General features: G+C 48.0%; 15 protein-coding genes and 1 pseudogene. 14 read left to right on the top strand and 2 right to left on the bottom strand.

Translation table 11 applies throughout. The features are described from left to right. The first annotated feature begins 762 nt into the window (after positions 1–762). The 5 genes from NXT09_RS02845 (at position 763) to NXT09_RS02825 (ending at position 5,413) form a co-directional block, all read left to right on the top strand. A complete protein-coding gene (locus tag NXT09_RS02845; RefSeq protein WP_039469270.1) occupies positions 763–1,677 on the top strand; it encodes a metal ABC transporter substrate-binding protein in 915 nt (304 codons plus the stop codon). Continuing rightward, entirely contained in the window at positions 1,674–2,564 is an 891-nt protein-coding gene (locus tag NXT09_RS02840) for a manganese/iron ABC transporter ATP-binding protein (protein ID WP_268578802.1), read from the top strand. The genes NXT09_RS02845 and NXT09_RS02840 overlap by 4 nt, the downstream gene beginning before the upstream one ends. Further along, entirely contained in the window at positions 2,564–3,427 is an 864-nt protein-coding gene (locus NXT09_RS02835; protein ID WP_010275570.1) for a metal ABC transporter permease, read from the top strand. The genes NXT09_RS02840 and NXT09_RS02835 overlap by 1 nt, the downstream gene beginning before the upstream one ends. Then, the gene (locus tag NXT09_RS02830) at positions 3,424–4,281 is read left to right on the top strand and encodes a metal ABC transporter permease (RefSeq protein ID WP_193398669.1); all 858 of its coding nucleotides are present in this window, start codon (positions 3,424–3,426) and stop codon (positions 4,279–4,281) included. The genes NXT09_RS02835 and NXT09_RS02830 overlap by 4 nt, the downstream gene beginning before the upstream one ends. Before the next feature lie 271 nt (positions 4,282–4,552). Continuing rightward, positions 4,553–5,413, top strand: coding sequence for a fructosamine kinase family protein (locus tag NXT09_RS02825; protein WP_039469262.1), 861 nt, complete (start codon positions 4,553–4,555; stop codon positions 5,411–5,413). A gap of 87 nt (positions 5,414–5,500) precedes the next feature. Here the strand turns inward: NXT09_RS02825 and NXT09_RS02820 are convergent, their stop codons facing one another. Then, entirely contained in the window at positions 5,501–6,049 is a 549-nt protein-coding gene (locus NXT09_RS02820; protein WP_205550626.1) for a YniB family protein, read from the bottom strand. 306 nt (positions 6,050–6,355) lie between these two features. Here NXT09_RS02820 and hxpB point away from each other — a divergent pair, with 306 nt between their 5' ends. Further along, a complete protein-coding gene (hxpB, locus tag NXT09_RS02815) occupies positions 6,356–7,021 on the top strand; it encodes a hexitol phosphatase HxpB (protein ID WP_268578792.1) in 666 nt (221 codons plus the stop codon). Positions 7,022–7,122: 101 nt separating this feature from the next. On the opposite strand, the gene NXT09_RS02810 is transcribed toward hxpB, so the two are convergent. Beyond that, positions 7,123–7,455, bottom strand: a complete 333-nt coding sequence (locus tag NXT09_RS02810) for a cupin domain-containing protein (protein WP_010275594.1) — start codon at positions 7,453–7,455, stop codon at positions 7,123–7,125. A gap of 308 nt (positions 7,456–7,763) precedes the next feature. Here NXT09_RS02810 and NXT09_RS02805 point away from each other — a divergent pair. The 8 genes and pseudogenes from NXT09_RS02805 to NXT09_RS02770 all read left to right on the top strand — a co-directional run. After that, positions 7,764–7,973 (top strand): annotated as a pseudogene (locus tag NXT09_RS02805) (5-dehydro-4-deoxy-D-glucuronate isomerase); the annotation flags it as partial. Between the two features lie 83 nt (positions 7,974–8,056). Beyond that, positions 8,057–8,818 (top strand): 2-dehydro-3-deoxy-D-gluconate 5-dehydrogenase KduD, encoded by a 762-nt coding sequence (kduD, locus tag NXT09_RS02800; RefSeq protein WP_039480559.1) that lies wholly within the window; start codon positions 8,057–8,059, stop codon positions 8,816–8,818. A gap of 272 nt (positions 8,819–9,090) precedes the next feature. After that, positions 9,091–10,722 carry a pectate disaccharide-lyase PelW gene (pelW, locus tag NXT09_RS02795; RefSeq protein ID WP_268578782.1) on the top strand — a complete coding sequence of 544 codons (1,632 nt, stop codon included), beginning with the start codon at positions 9,091–9,093 and terminating at the stop codon, positions 10,720–10,722. 47 nt (positions 10,723–10,769) lie between these two features. Continuing rightward, positions 10,770–11,660 (top strand): carbohydrate ABC transporter permease, encoded by an 891-nt coding sequence (locus NXT09_RS02790; protein ID WP_010275610.1) that lies wholly within the window; start codon positions 10,770–10,772, stop codon positions 11,658–11,660. After that, a complete protein-coding gene (locus NXT09_RS02785) occupies positions 11,653–12,558 on the top strand; it encodes a carbohydrate ABC transporter permease (RefSeq protein ID WP_010299968.1) in 906 nt (301 codons plus the stop codon). Before NXT09_RS02790 ends, NXT09_RS02785 begins: the two co-directional genes overlap by 8 nt. Before the next feature lie 13 nt (positions 12,559–12,571). Next, on the top strand, positions 12,572–13,699 hold the full coding sequence (locus NXT09_RS02780; RefSeq protein WP_039469251.1) for an ABC transporter ATP-binding protein: 1,128 nt from the start codon (positions 12,572–12,574) through the stop codon (positions 13,697–13,699). A 15-nt stretch (positions 13,700–13,714) separates the two neighbouring features. Continuing rightward, on the top strand, positions 13,715–15,007 hold the full coding sequence (locus NXT09_RS02775; protein WP_268578774.1) for an ABC transporter substrate-binding protein: 1,293 nt from the start codon (positions 13,715–13,717) through the stop codon (positions 15,005–15,007). Positions 15,008–15,253: 246 nt separating this feature from the next. Continuing rightward, positions 15,254–15,970 carry an oligogalacturonate-specific porin KdgM family protein gene (locus NXT09_RS02770; protein WP_268578772.1) on the top strand — a complete coding sequence of 239 codons (717 nt, stop codon included), beginning with the start codon at positions 15,254–15,256 and terminating at the stop codon, positions 15,968–15,970. The last annotated feature ends 244 nt before the right edge of the window (positions 15,971–16,214 follow it).

Genomic DNA, 16,214 nt, shown 5'->3' with positions numbered 1-16,214 from the left:
CTGATTCTATTATGCAAAAAAATACGCGACAACCGTCGCATTTCTGGCACAGAGGCATCAGCAATCATAACAAAAAGCTATAATTGATGCTCTGCTATGAAAGCATATTGACCATTAACAAAAAAGCGCGCCTGACTGCAGGTGCGCTTATATCAATGTTTAAAATCGATTGTCATTTTTATGCTATCTGTATCTTTTGCATTAATACATTACATAATAGAAATTATTTATAACCTAACATTTCGTCACGTTAGGAATTAACTGCTTTGAACCAGCAGTACTAATAACACCACCAAAAAAGTCAATAAGACGAAACTTGCCAGCTTCCAACGTCGTTCTGATTTTGTGCTCATATCACTTACAGTCCTTTTGTATCCAATAGAGACATCTCTCACATTCTTTATGGTTTATCGGCAGTCTTCGGTATTTTCTTAAGGATGCATCAGATTTCTCTCTTCTTTTGGCGTAAATTTCACCATGCGTATAGCTATGTATAGTCGCGCGACAGTTCACTGCCGTTACCGTTAGACTTTCGTTGTAACCTTAAGTACGATTCATTAAATTAAAGCAACATTTCTGTTATCAAAGGAGCATGATGCGTTCCTTACCCACGCAAGTGCGTGCTACGTGCCTGCGAACAGTGATTTCTTGTGTCACGAGACACCCTCTAATATTCACTCCCCGCCTTTCTCTGCCTCTTGACTTAAATGATATTGATAATTATTCTCAAGTAACACTTTCACGGTTTGTAAGGATATCCGCATGATTGGTTTTCACGCTCATTTACCTGCCCTATTCCGTCGCATCGCGCTGCCGTGCGCTTTACTGCTTTTAGCCAGCACCTCTGCTCAGGCGGCTGAAAAGCTTAAAGTCATCACGACCTTTACCATCATTCAGGATATCGCACAGAATATTGCGGGCGATGCGGCAACGGTTGAGTCCATCACCAAACCCGGTGCGGAGATTCATGATTATCAGCCAACACCACGCGATATTGTTAAAACACAGTCAGCACAGCTGGTGCTGTGGAACGGCATGAATCTCGAACGCTGGTTTACGCGCTTTTTCGAGAACGTGAAAAATGTGCCCGCTGTTGTGGTGACGGAAGGCATCACGCCGCTTCCTATCCGCGAAGGTGCCTATAATGGCAACCCAAACCCGCATGCCTGGATGTCGCCCTCCAACGCATTAATCTATATTGAAAATATCCGCAAAGGTCTGGTGCAAGCCGATCCTGCGAATGCAGAAACGTATAACCGTAACGCCAAAGCTTATGCGGAAAAAATTAAGGCTCTCGACGCGCCGCTGCGTGAGCGTCTTGCCCGTATCCCAGAACAGCAGCGCTGGTTAGTCACCAGTGAAGGGGCGTTCAGCTATCTGGCAAAAGATTATCAGTTCAATGAAGTCTACCTCTGGCCAATCAATGCCGACGAACAAGGTTCACCGCAACAGGTGCGTCGGGTTATCGATACCGTGCGTGAGAAGGCTATCCCTGTCGTATTCAGCGAAAGCACCGTTTCCGATAAGCCGGCAAAACAGGTCAGTAAAGAAACGGGGGCGAAATATGGCGGCGTGCTGTATGTTGATTCGCTGTCCACAGAGAAAGGCCCCGTGCCGACCTATATCGACCTGTTAAAAGTGACGGTGGAAACTATCGCTAAAGGATTTAATCAATGAGTAGTGATCGAGCAGTACAGTCATTAGAAGTCAATGATGTTTCGGTTACTTACAGCAACGGGCATCAGGCTATTCGCCATGCATCTTTTTCCCTGACTGGCGGTACGATTTGCGCCTTGGTTGGCGTAAACGGCAGTGGAAAATCAACGTTGTTCAAAAGCATCATGGGGTTGGTCAAGCCAACCTCAGGGCAGGTACTGCTCAACCAGCAACCGATCTACCAGGCACTGAAACAGAATCTGGTTGCTTATGTTCCACAAACAGAAGACGTGGACTGGAATTTCCCCGTTCTCGTTTCCGACGTGGTCATGATGGGACGCTACGGGAGGATGAATTTCCTGCGTATTCCCAGTAAACAGGACCGCGCTATCGTGGCGGAGTCGCTGGAGCGTGTCGGGTTATCGACGCTGCAACATCGCCAGATCGGTGAATTGTCCGGTGGACAGAAAAAGCGCGTCTTTCTGGCACGGGCGCTGGCTCAACAAGGCAGCGTGTTGCTGCTGGATGAGCCTTTCACCGGCGTAGACGTTAAAACAGAGAACGCTATTATCGACCTGCTTCGCACCTTGCGCGATGAAGGGCATTTAATTTTGGTAGCAACCCATAACCTCGGTAGCGTTCCTGAGTTTTGTGACAACGTTATTTTGGTTAATCGCACCGTTTTAGCTGCAGGAGCGACACACAGCACCTTTACCCAAAGCAATTTGGAGAAAACGTTCGGTGGTGTTCTGCGACACATCAACCTCGGGGGATCTCATCTTCACGATGATGACGATGTCCGTTCGGTGACGGTGTTAACAGACGATGAGCGTCCGGCTGTGTTCTATGGATCGACCAAGAGCGATCCTCCTGCGTCACGCGTGATACCGGAGGAGAAAAAGCCCTGATGATCGATATCCTGTTGCAGCCATTCAGTTATAACTACATGGTCAAGGCGATCTGGGTCAGCGCGATTGTCGGCGGCGTGTGTGCTTTTCTTTCGGCGTATCTGATGCTGAAAGGCTGGTCGTTGATGGGCGATGCGCTCTCCCACTCCGTCGTCCCTGGTGTCGCAGGAGCCTATGCTCTGGGCCTGCCCTACGCGGCCGGTGCATTTTTTACCGGTATGCTCGCCGCGCTGGCGATGACTCTGATTCGTCACATTACCCGATTGCGTGAAGATGCGATTATCGGCTTTATTTTCTCAACGTTTTTCGCTGTCGGCCTGCTGATTATTTCGCTCAACCCGACATCGGTTAACGTGCAATCCATCATTTTTGGCAATATTTTGGGCATTGCTGACGAAGATATTCTGCAAGTTGAAATCATCATCGGCGTAACGTTCGTGATTCTCTGCCTGCTGTGGAAAGATCTGCTGGCCGTGTTCTTTGATGAGAACCATGCCCGTTCCATTGGCCTTTCCCCTCTGAAGCTGAAAATTCTGTTCTTTACGCTGCTGAGTGCCTGTACTGTCGCAGCGTTGCAAACTGTCGGGGCAATTTTGGTGATCGCGATGGTAATTACGCCGGGTGCCACGGCTTACCTGCTCACCGATAGATTTGGTCGTCTGGTGGTGATTTCGATTGCACTGGGTGCGATCACCAGCGCGGTCGGGGCGTATTTAAGCTTCTTCCTTGATGGTGCAACCGGCGGCGTGATTGTCACGTTGCAAACCGTCGTCTTCCTGTTGGCGTTTGTCTTTGCACCCAAACATGGGTTGCTGGCATCGCGCCGCCTGCGGTTACGCGATCAATCAGGAGATGCATTATGACGCTCATTAGCTGGCTCATCGATCCTCTGTCCTACCCGTTCATGCAGCGTGCGTTACTCGCCGCCGTCGTCACTGGTACGGTCTGCGCCGTGCTGTCGTGTTATCTGGTGCTGAAAGGTTGGTCGCTAATGGGGGATGCCATTTCCCATGCCGTGCTGCCCGGCATCGTTGTCGCGTTTTTACTGGGGATCCCATTAGTCATCGGGGCTTTCGTTTCCGGTATTTTTTGTGCGGTCGCAACGGGCTACGTGAAGGAACACAGTCGGGTCAAAGAAGACACTGTCATGGGGATCATCTTTTCCGGCATGTTTGCGCTGGGGCTCGTGATGTTTGCGCGTATCGATACCGATCAGCACCTGAACCATATTCTGTTTGGTAACGTGCTGGGCATCACTCAGCAAGAGCTGACGCAAATATTACTGATTGCTGGGGTGACGCTGGCCGTCATCTTGCTAAAGCGCCGCGATTTTATGCTGTACTGCTTCGATCCCAATCATGCCCGCGTTATCGGCCTGCCCGTTAAGCTGCTGCACTACGGATTGTTAAGCCTGCTGGCGATGACAATTGTCGCATCATTACAGGCCGTCGGCGTTATTCTGGTGATTGCGATGCTGATTGCACCGGGCATTATTGCCTTCATGGTCTGTAAGCGCTTCGAGCGGATGGTTCTCGTCGCCACGCTGGTTTCCGTCATTTCCTGTATTGCCGGCACTTTGATCAGCTTCTACATCGATGGCGCCACAGGCCCTTGCATCGTCATCGTTCAGGCCCTGTTCTTTACGTTAGCACTGACCTACCACCAGCTTAAACTACGTCGCCAGGCAACATCTCAGGCTATCACCGACGCACTGTAACCCTTTCTCTCGATAAGTCCCTTAGTATGACGTAACCGGAAAACAACCGCCGGTTACGTCAGTTATCTCTCTTTTACTTCTTCATCAGCGGATTGAGCGCCATCCTAACTCCGTTATGTTTAATTCCGACTATACTTGTTTCGCGCTATCTCCACCGATCGGTTATCACTGTGCTATAGATTCCATTTTTATTGCGCTCAATGGGTTACCGTAAACGAATCACCCCAGTGAACAGCAGGGTATCAGGCAACATCAACGGGAGGATGACCTTATGTGGCAAGCTATCAGCCGACTTTTGGAAGAACATCACGGTGCTGCGGATATTCAGGAGCGTCGTGAATTATCCGGCGGTGAAATACATCCGGCCTGGTACATCCGCTACGGCGAGCACGACGTCTTCGTAAAATGCGATAGTCGTGAAATGCTGGCCAAATTCACGGCTGAAGCCGATCAACTTCATTTGCTGAGCCGCAGCAATACGGTGCGTGTCCCCACCGTCTATGGGGTCGGTAGCTCACGCGATAACAGTTTCCTGCTTCTGCAATATCTTCCCGTCAAACCGTTGGATGCGCACAGCGCCTGGTGCCTGGGTGAACAGTTAGCACGCCTGCACCAGTGGAGCGACCAGCCACAATTTGGGCTGGATTTCGATAACGACCTCTCAACAACGCCTCAGCCAAACAGCTGGCAGCGGCGCTGGGCGACCTTTTTTGCCGAACAGCGTATTGGCTGGCAGTTGCAGTTGGCAGCGGAGAAAGGGATGCATTTTGGTCACATTGAAACGCTGATCGCACGCGTTGAGGAACGTCTGGCAGGACATCAGCCTCAGCCGTCGCTCTTGCACGGTGACCTATGGCCAGATAACTGTGCGAATAGTCAGGATGGCGCTTATCTGTTCGATCCGGCCTGCTATTGGGGAGACAGAGAATGTGATTTAGCGATGCTGCCGCGCTATCCAGCCCTGCCCCCACAGATTTATGACGGTTACCAGAGCGTGTGGCCGCTGGATAAAGGCTTTATCGATCGCCAGCCCATTTACCAGATTTATTATCTGCTTAACCGCGCCAATCTTTTTGGCGGTAAGCATATAGTTGAAGCGCAACAGCTCATCGAACGGCAGCTTTTGATCTAAGGCGGGACTGTTGCATTAAGATGAGGTGCTTGCTCTAAAAATGAGCAGAATACGGCGTCTGGCGCAATCATTGCGCCAGACCGTCAATCAGACTGGCAATCCTAATAAACGTAATACCAGATAGCCAATACCCGCGATAATCACCGGCAGGATATAAAGCGGAAAGAATTGCACAAAAATCGTGTGTCCTGGCACAACAACACGTGACTCCAGCGTTTCACGCGTGTTCCCGCCATCACCTTTCATCTTTTCCAGAATCAGTTGATCTTCAATACCTTCCTTGATGGCCTTAGCCTGACGAGACATCCGGGCACCCGAAACCTGCAACGCCAGGCCAACAAAAATCAGGATGTAGATCAGCCAAAACATCAGCGTCGCCCCACTGAAAAAACGCGTAAAATCCGGTACTGGCGAGTTGTACCAAAAAATGTTCAGGAAAGGCGTATTAAAGCGCACCATATCGACCATCAGGTGCACAAAATCCAGAAGAACAGCATCAATCCCCTGTTTTTTCTGGGTATAAGCGTAGAGATAATTAGCCAGCGAGACGAAGGTTGAAAGCAGCGCGGGGATAAAAAGGATCCATCCGGCAATGCGTTTAACGACGGCAATACGGCCAGCCTGTTGATACGTCATGAGAACCCCTTCTTAGCGACGCAACATCGGTAATGTATCGTTTTAGTACGACGGGTAGCCTACTGTAACTTTACGCGCAGTCAACACTTTATCTCCCGCACCGCCTGATCGGCCACAATAGCGATTGACTCCGTCATACATCACGCTACGTGTACGTTGGCTGTCATTCAGCCCTGCCAAAGGGCTACCACTGACGCCCGGCGCTTCACGTTGTTCAAAATGCTCGCATAGCGTCCTGCAACTCAACTTATTTAAGGTATAGTTTATCAGTAAATTTTCTTTTCCTTTGCTGACGGAGCCAGTGGTATGTCCTTTGATTCTTCTATACGAGCGGCGATTTTCGATATGGATGGGCTGCTGATTGATTCGGAACCGTTGTGGGACAAAGCCGAACTGGAGGTTATCGCCTCGCTTGGCGTCGATATTTCACTACGAGAATCCATGAAAGATACTCTGGGTTTACGCATCGATATGGTGGTTGAACTCTGGTATCAACGCTCTCCTTGGGCGACACCAGGCCGGGACGAGGTTGTCCGTCGTATTATCGATCGCGCAATTGAACTCGTTGCCGAACAGCGCCCCCTCTTGCCCGGCGTCGAACATGCGCTGCAACTGTGTCGTGAACAGAATCTGAAAATTGGTCTGGCTTCCGCTTCGCCGCTCCGCATGCAGCAGCAGGTGCTGCGAATGTTTAATCTGGAGCACTACTTTGATGTCTTAATGTCAGCCGAGACACTGCCATATAGCAAGCCTCATCCAGAAGTGTATTTGAATGCGGCAAACGGACTCGGTGTTCCGCCGACACAGTGCGTGACGCTGGAAGATTCGGTGAACGGCATGATTGCAACCAAGGCGGCACGTATGCGTTCAATCGTTATTCCACAGGCTGAGTTTCGCGATGACGCACGCTGGGCGCTGGCCGATTATAAGCTGGATTCCCTGAATCAACTGACCGCTAAACATGTAGTCTAGGGATTAGGAATAAAGCAGTAGAAGTAGAAGAATAGAAAAGCAGACATCGCGGGATATGACGAAAGCGTGATCAGTCTATTGGCTGACCACGCTTTGAAGTATTACAGAAAATCCGCTCGCTTAGGCGAGAAAGCATCGATCAGAACGCTGCCGTCTTCCAGCGAGACCACGCCGTGCATCTCGTTTTTCACTGCCAGATAGGCGTCGCCGGTTTTCAGGATACGTTTCTCACCTTCGATCACGACTTCAAAGCTGCCAGCAGCAACATAAGCAATCTGATCGTGAATCTCATGGAAGTGTGGCGTACCAATCGCACCTTTATCAAAGTGCACGTAAACCATCATCAGCTCATCGCTCCAGGTCATGATTTTACGTTTAATGCCACCGCCCAGCTCTTCCCACGGCGTTTCATCATCAATAAAGTATCTTCTCATCGTCATCTCTCCTCTAACGCTTTTATTGCCCATACCTTCTATTGCGTCAACAAACCGTGCGCGACAACGAGGGTATGATTATGGATTGCGACATTTTAGCCACATCAGTACTAGAAGAAACATAAAATAAGCAAAACCATGACGGCCCTCAAGAAATAAATAAAACATTATTTCATTTTTATTGAATTCGCATCCCATCCAAACTATCATCCCGCATAACAAGAAAGAACCGGGCAGGTTGAGGAACAGGTGACGTTGTCACTGCCACGCGACATCATCTGTTTCGCCCGGCGCTTTCACCCGAAACAGTCAGTAATGAAACGGCAGTTTTCCACATGGTGGGTCAGCAGCAGGAACCCGTCATAGCGTAATAAAAAACGAGCGGACGGTGATTTCACCGATCTGGTCGATGCATTCCGGTGTTGGCACCAGACGCTACACCTTTATCTGGGGCATGGTTGGCGAGAATCACGTTTTTCGGTGACATGGATCACGTCAAGGTTAGCGAGTTACGTTAATCGCTTTCAACCGGAATTACCGGTGTTCCCTACAGTAACAGCTAACGACTAAGTATTTTGTCGCTTATAGAGAGATTACAGATATGATTTTAAATTCTTTTGATTTGCAAGGTAAAGTTGCTCTGATCACGGGTTGTGATACGGGTTTGGGTCAAGGCATGGCTATCGGTCTGGCACAAGCAGGTTGTGATATCGTCGGCGTCAACATCGTTGAACCGAAAGACACTATCGAAAAAGTCACCGCACTGGGACGCCGTTTCCTCAGCCTGACCGCCGACATGAGCAATGTCGCTGGTCATGCAGAACTGGTAGAGAAAGCCGTTGCTGAATTTGGCCACGTTGACATTCTGGTCAACAACGCCGGTATCATCCGTCGTGAAGATGCGATCGATTTCAGCGAGAAAAACTGGGACGACGTAATGAACCTGAACATTAAGAGCGTTTTCTTTATGTCTCAGACCGTTGCTCGCCAGTTCATCAAGCAAGGTAAAGGCGGTAAAATCATCAATATCGCTTCTATGCTGTCCTTCCAGGGCGGTATCCGCGTTCCTTCTTATACCGCATCAAAAAGCGCCGTTATGGGCGTAACCCGTCTGATGGCAAACGAGTGGGCAAAACACGGTATCAACGTCAACGCAATTGCACCGGGATATATGGCTACCAACAATACCCAGCAACTGCGCGCCGATGAAGAACGCAGCAAAGAAATTCTGGATCGTATCCCAGCTGGCCGTTGGGGCTTGCCACAGGATCTGATGGGCCCGTCCGTCTTCCTGGCATCCAGCGCATCTGACTACATCAATGGTTACACGATTGCCGTTGATGGTGGCTGGCTGGCTCGCTAAGCACAATTTTTCTTAGCGGCATTTCGCCAACCTACGATAAAAAGCACAATTTCGGTTGTGCTTTTTATTTGTTTTTCAAGTTGTTATTTCGTTTTTCATAATTCTTTCTCCTGCCAAAATCCTTTCTTAAAAAAAATCAAAACAACGTTCCGACTTTGATCACACTTTCGATATTGCGTGCATGACGACAAGGTTAATAGCGCAATATAATCAATCAAAACAGTGTTTCTATTTATAAGGAACTGTTCCACGGTTCCATAAGAAGGTACTCCATGAGTATTTTTGAAAGCTTATACACCAGCAGGAAATCGCAGCTCGACGAATGGGTTGCAGCACTCGATAGCCACATTGCCTGCGTTCAGGATAAAGGCCGCAGCCAAAGTCAGCCGACGTTATTATTGGCTGACGGTTTTGATGTGGAAAATTATGCACCTGTGATGTGGCAATTCCCAGATGGACATAGCGCACCTATTTCTAATTTTGCCAGCCAGCAAAATTGGCTAAGAACGCTGTGTGCCATGAGCGTCGTTACGGGTAATGAGAGTTACCAGCAGCACGCTATCGCACAAAGCGAATATTTCCTGGATCATTTCGTTGATGATAATAGCGGCCTGTTCTTCTGGGGCGGTCACCGCTTTATTAATCTGGATACGCTGGCAGGCGAAGGGCCAGAATCCAAAGCTCAGGTGCATGAATTAAAGCACCACCTTCCCTATTACGCGTTGTTGCACCATGTTAATGCGGAAAAGACGCTGAATTTCTTTCAGGGTTTCTGGAACGCGCACGTTGAAGACTGGGATTCACTGGATCTGGGTCGTCATGGCGATTACAGCAAAAAGCGCGATCCAAACGTGTTCCTGCATGCCCGCCATGATGTCGTCGATCCGGCACAGTGGCCTGTTCTGCCATTAACGAAAGGACTGACTTTTGTTAATGCTGGCACAGACCTGATTTATGCCGCGTTCAAATACGCAGAATACACAGGCGATAGCCACGCCGCGGCCTGGGGTAAGCATCTTTATCGCCAATACGTTTTGGCTCGCAACCCAGAAACCGGTATGCCGGTGTATCAGTTCAGTTCACCACAGCAGCGCCAGCCGGTACCGGAAGACGACAACCAGACGCAGTCCTGGTTTGGCGATCGCGCTCAACGTCAGTTTGGCCCAGAGTTCGGTGAAATCGCGCGCGAAGCCAATGTGCTGTTCCGCGACATGCGCCCACTGCTGATTGATAACCCACTGGCAATGCTGGATATTCTCCGCACGCAGCCTGATGCAGAAATGCTGGACTGGGTTATTTCAGGGTTAAAAAATTACTATCAGTACGCCTACGATGTCACCAGCAATACACTGCGCCCAATGTGGAACAACGGCCAGGACATGACTGGCTACCGTTTTAAACGCGATGGCTATTATGGTAAAGCGGGTACGGAATTAAAGCCGTTTGCATTAGAAGGTGATTATTTATTACCGCTGGTTCGTGCTTATCGCCTGAGTGGCGATGAGGACCTGTACGCACTGGTTAACACCATGCTGACGCGGCTGAATAAAGAAGATATTCAGCACATCGCCAGCCCGTTGCTCTTGTTGACCGTCATTGAACTGGCCGATCACAAACAATCAGAATCCTGGGCACATTACGCCGCGCAGTTGGCTGGCGTTCTGTTTGAACAACACTTCCATCGTGGTTTGTTCGTTCGCTCCGCACAGCATCGTTATGTTCGTCTGGATGATACCTATCCGCTGGCTTTACTGACTTTCGTTGCCGCTTGTCGCAACAAATTAAACGATATCCCGCCGTACCTGACACAAGGTGGATATGTTCACGGTGATTTTCACGTTAACGGGGAAAATAGAATTGTTTATGACGTGGAATTAATTTATCCAGAGTTATTAACAGCTTAATTTTATGTTTTTTTTAATGGTTCACAATTAATCAATAGGTAAGCATTATGAATGAAAACAGAATGCTGGGGTTAGCCTATATCTCCCCCTATATTATAGGGCTGATAGTTTTTACCGCTTTCCCCTTTGTTTCGTCATTTATCCTCAGTTTTACTGAGTATGACTTGATCAATCCGCCTGAATTTACGGGGTTAGAAAACTATCACCGTATGTTCATCGAGGATGATCTCTTTTGGAAATCCATGGGCGTCACCTTTGCCTATGTATTTCTGACCATTCCATTGAAATTAATCTTCGCACTGTTAATTGCGTTTGTACTTAATTTCAAATTACGTGGTATCGGTTTCTTCCGTACTGCTTACTATGTGCCTTCTATTCTGGGCAGCAGCGTGGCCATTGCCGTTCTGTGGCGTGCACTGTTCGCCATCGATGGCTTGTTAAACAGCTTCCTCGGCGTGTTTGGCTTTGATGCCATCAACTGGCTGGGCGAACCGTCGCTGGCACTGATGTCAGTAACGCTGTTGCGCGTATGGCAGTTCGGTTCCGCGATGGTTATCTTCCTGGCTGCATTGCAGAACGTTCCGCAATCTCAGTATGAAGCGGCAATGATCGACGGTGCATCCAAATGGCAAATGTTCCTGAAAGTAACGGTACCGCTGATTACGCCAGTTATTTTCTTTAACTTTATCATGCAGACCACTCAGGCATTCCAGGAGTTTACAGCACCTTACGTCATTACTGGCGGCGGTCCAACGCACTACACCTATCTGTTCTCGCTCTATATCTATGATACGGCGTTCAAGTATTTCGATATGGGTTACGGTGCTGCCTTGGCATGGGTTCTGTTCCTGGTTGTTGCGGTATTTGCGTCTATCTCCTTTAAGTCGTCGAAATACTGGGTGTTCTACTCCGCTGATAAAGGAGGAAAAAATGGCTGACATGCATTCAAACCTGACTACAGCACAAGAAGTTGCTGCTGCAGAAGTACGCCGCACGCTGCGTAAAGAAAAACTCAGTGCCGCCATCCGTTACGTGATACTGCTGTTCGTTGGTTTACTGATGCTTTATCCACTGGCGTGGATGTTCTCAGCGTCGTTCAAACCGAACCATGAGATTTTCACCACGTTGGGTCTGTGGCCTGCTCACGCCACCTGGGACGGTTTCGTTAACGGTTGGAAAACCGGTACGGAATACAATTTCGGTCACTACATGATTAACACTTTCCAGTACGTGATTCCGAAAGTGGTTCTGACCGTTATTTCCTCGGTGATTGTGGCTTATGGCTTCGCTCGCTTTGACATTCCGTGGAAGAACTTCTGGTTTGCCACGTTGATTGCCACCATGCTGTTGCCAAGCACCGTGTTGCTGATTCCACAGTACCTCATGTTCCGTGAGATGGGCATGCTGAACAGCTATCTGCCACTGTATTTGCCGGTAGCGTTTGCAACACAAGGGTTCTTTGTGTTCATGCTGATCCAGTTCCTGCGTGGTGTACCACGTGATATGGAAGAAGCCGCTCAGATCGATGGCTGTAACTCCTTCCAGGTGCTGTGGTATGTGGTCGTGCCGATTCTGAAACCAGCCATCATCTCTGTTGCGCTGTTCCAGTTCATGTGGTCAATGAACGACTTCATCGGTCCGCTGATTTATGTCTATAGCGTGGATAAATATCCGATTGCGCTGGCGCTGAAAATGTCTATCGACGTTACTGAAGGCGCTCCGTGGAATGAAATCCTGGCCATGTCCAGCATCTCCATTCTGCCATCCATTATTGTTTTCTTCCTGGCACAGCGCTACTTCGTACAAGGCGTGACCAGCAGCGGAATTAAAGGTTAATAGAGGATTTATCATGGCTGAAGTTATTTTCAATAAACTGGAAAAAGTATACTCCAACGGTTTCAAAGCGGTTCACGGCATCGACCTGACGATTAAAGACGGTGAATTCATGGTTATCGTCGGCCCGTCTGGCTGTGCGAAATCCACTACGCTGCGTATGCTGGCGGGTCTGGAAACCATCAGCGGCGGTGAAGTACGTATCGGCGAGCGCGTTGTTAACAATCTGGCGCCGAAAGAGCGCGGGATTGCGATGGTGTTCCAGAACTACGCCCTCTACCCTCACATGACGGTAAAAGAGAATCTGGCGTTTGGTCTGAAGCTGAGCAAACTGCCCAAAGAGCAAATCGAAGCACAGGTCGCCGAAGCGGCCAAAATTCTGGAGCTGGAAGAACTGATGGATCGTCTGCCGCGCCAGCTGTCTGGTGGTCAGGCACAGCGTGTGGCCGTAGGCCGCGCCATCGTTAAAAAACCAGATGTATTCCTGTTTGACGAACCGTTGTCAAACCTGGATGCCAAACTGCGTGCTTCCATGCGAATCCGTATTTCTGACCTGCATAAGCAGTTGAAGAAAAGCGGTAAAGCAGCGACAAGCGTATATGTTACCCACGATCAGACTGAAGCAATGACCATGGGTGACCGTATCTGCGTGATGAAACTCGGTCACATCATGCAGGTCGATACGCCGGATAACCTGTACCACTTCCCTGTCAACATGTTCGTTGCTGGCTTCATTGGTTCACCAGAAATGAACATTAAGCCATGCAAACTGGTCGAGAAAGACGGTCAGGTTGGCGTTGTGGTTGGGAATAACGCGCTGGTGTTAAATGCTGCAAAACAAGACAAAGTCCGCAGCTATATCGGACAAGACGTCTTCTTCGGTGTTCGCCCAGACTATGTTTCCGTGTCAGATACGCCATTTGAAGGCAGCCACTCACAGGGTGAGTTGGTTCGCGTAGAAAACATGGGTCACGAATTCTTTATGTACATTAAAGTCGATGGCTTTGAATTAACCAGCCGCATTCCTTATGACGAAGGTCGGCTGATTATCGAGAAGGGACTGCATCGTCCGGTATATTTCCAGTTCGACATGGAAAAATGCCATATTTTTGATGCAAAAACAGAAAAAAATATCTCTCTTTAACAGGAGTAGTAACCGATGAAAAAAGCGATCCTACACACGTTAATAGCTTCATCTCTGGCGTCATTAGTGGCAATGCCCTCTTTAGCCGCTGATAATGTGGAATTGAGAATGTCCTGGTGGGGCGGCAACAGCCGTCACCAGCAGACGCTCAAAGCCATTGAAGAGTTCCACAAACAGCACCCGAACATCACCGTGAAAGCGGAATACACTGGCTGGGATGGTCACCTGTCTCGTCTGACAACACAGATTGCCGGTAACACCGAGCCAGATGTGATGCAGACCAACTGGAACTGGCTGCCGATCTTCTCTAAAAACGGTACGGGTTTTTATGACCTGAACAAAGTGAAAGATACGCTGGATCTGACCCAGTTCGAACCGAAAGAACTGCAAAGTACCACGGTAGAAGGGAAACTGAACGGTATTCCAATTTCCGTTACAGCTCGCGTCTTCTATTTCAACACCGAAAGCTGGAAAAAAGCCGGTCTGGAATATCCGAAAACGTGGGACGAGCTGTTGAACGCCGGTAAAGTGTTCAAAGAAAAACTGGGCGACCAATACTACCCTATCGTATTGGAACATCAGGATTCTCTGGCACTGCTGAACTCTTATATGGTTCAGAAGTACAACATTCCAGCGATTGATGTAAAAGGTCAGAAATTCGCCTATAGCGATGCACAATGGGCTGAATTCTTTGGCATGTATAAGAAGTTGATCGACAGCCATGTCATGCCTGATGCGAAATACTATGCGTCTTTCGGTAAGAGCAACATGTATGAAATGAAGCCATGGATCAACGGCGAGTGGTCTGGTACTTATATGTGGAACTCCACAATCACTAAGTACTCTGACAACCTGCAACCACCAGCAAAACTGGAATTGGGTAGCTACCCAATGCTGCCAGGTGCAAAAGATGCCGGCTTGTTCTTCAAACCAGCACAGATGCTGTCTATCGGTAAGTCAACCAAGCATCCTAAAGAGTCTGCTCAGTTGATCAACTTCCTGCTGAACAGCAAAGAAGGTGCTCAGGCTCTGGGTCTGGAGCGTGGTGTACCGTTGAGTAAAGCCGCGGTGGCTCAGCTGACTTCAGATGGCGTGATCAAAGATGATGCACCAGCCGTTGCCGGGTTGAAACTGGCGCTGTCTCTGCCGCATGAGGTTGCTGTTTCTCCTTATTTCGACGATCCACAAATCGTTTCTCTGTTTGGTGATACCATCCAGTCTATCGATTACGGTCAGAAATCTGTAGAAGACGCAGCGAAATACTTCCAGCGTCAATCAGAACGTATTCTGAAACGCGCAATGAAGTAATGTTGTACCCGTTTTAGACTGTAATTCATCCCTGCCGCACTGACGGCAGGGATTTTTCATTTAAATTAAAACAACCGCTATATTCAATTCGATCTCCCTCACAATTTGAAACCCTATTTTACTTTTTGTTACCCAAACCGATCTCGATCACAGAACGTAGTTTAATAATAAATAAAATAGAACTTGTCCCAAAAAGCATAATGCGTGTTTTTATTAGAGATATCCTAACCAATAGGGAATATAACAATGAAATTTAAATTACTAGCTCTGGCAGTTACGTCATTAATTAGTGTGAATGCAATGGCTGTAACGATCGATTACCGTCATGAAATGAAAGATACTGCGAAAAATGATCACCGCGATCGTTTGTCAATGTCACACCGTTTTGCCAATGGTTTTGGTTTATCTGTTGAAGCAAAATGGCGTCAATCTAGTGCAGACAACACGCCAAATAAACCATTTAATGAAACCGTCAGCAACGGTACGGAAGTAGTTGCCAGCTATGTGTACAACTTCAATAAAACCTTTTCTTTAGAACCAGGATTCTCTTTAGATTCAAGCTCTACCTCTAACAACTATCGTCCTTACCTGCGTGGTAAAGTGAACATCACTGACGATCTTTCTACTTCTTTACGTTATCGCCCTTACTACAAACGTAACAGCGGTGATGTTCCAAACGCAGCAAGAAACAACCAAGAAAATGGTTATAATTTAACAGCCGTTGTCAGCTATAAATTCCTGAAAGATTTCCAGGTTGATTACGAACTGGACTACAAGAAAGCAAATAAAGCTGGTGCATACCAATATGACAATGAAACATACAATTTTGACCATGATGTGAAATTGTCTTATAAATTGGACAAAAACTGGAAGCCTTATATGGCAGTCGGTAACGTTGCAGAATCGGGTACTACCGATAATCGCCAAACTCGCTACCGTGTTGGTGTGCAATACAGCTTCTAATAATGGTTTTGTTATTTAAATAAGCGTTATTAGTTGGTGAAAGGGATGTTATTGTTAATTGACTCACTCAATTTTATCATTAACGTCCCTTTATTATGATGTTCGTCGTAGGTTAAGCAAGTTAGTTACGTTTCGTTGTTACATGTAGTGTCGTTAAATGCGTTTTAGCTGTTGAAATTGCTGTGTCTGATTTACCCTCTTCGTGTATGAATGTTATTTCTTTATTAAAGTTTGCGGTTCAGGG

It is taken from the genome of Pectobacterium jejuense, assembly GCF_026800125.1.
Lineage (GTDB): Bacteria > Pseudomonadota > Gammaproteobacteria > Enterobacterales > Enterobacteriaceae > Pectobacterium > Pectobacterium jejuense.
The sequence above is the reverse complement of the archived record's forward strand: the minus strand, read 5'-3'. Positions and strand labels throughout refer to the sequence as shown.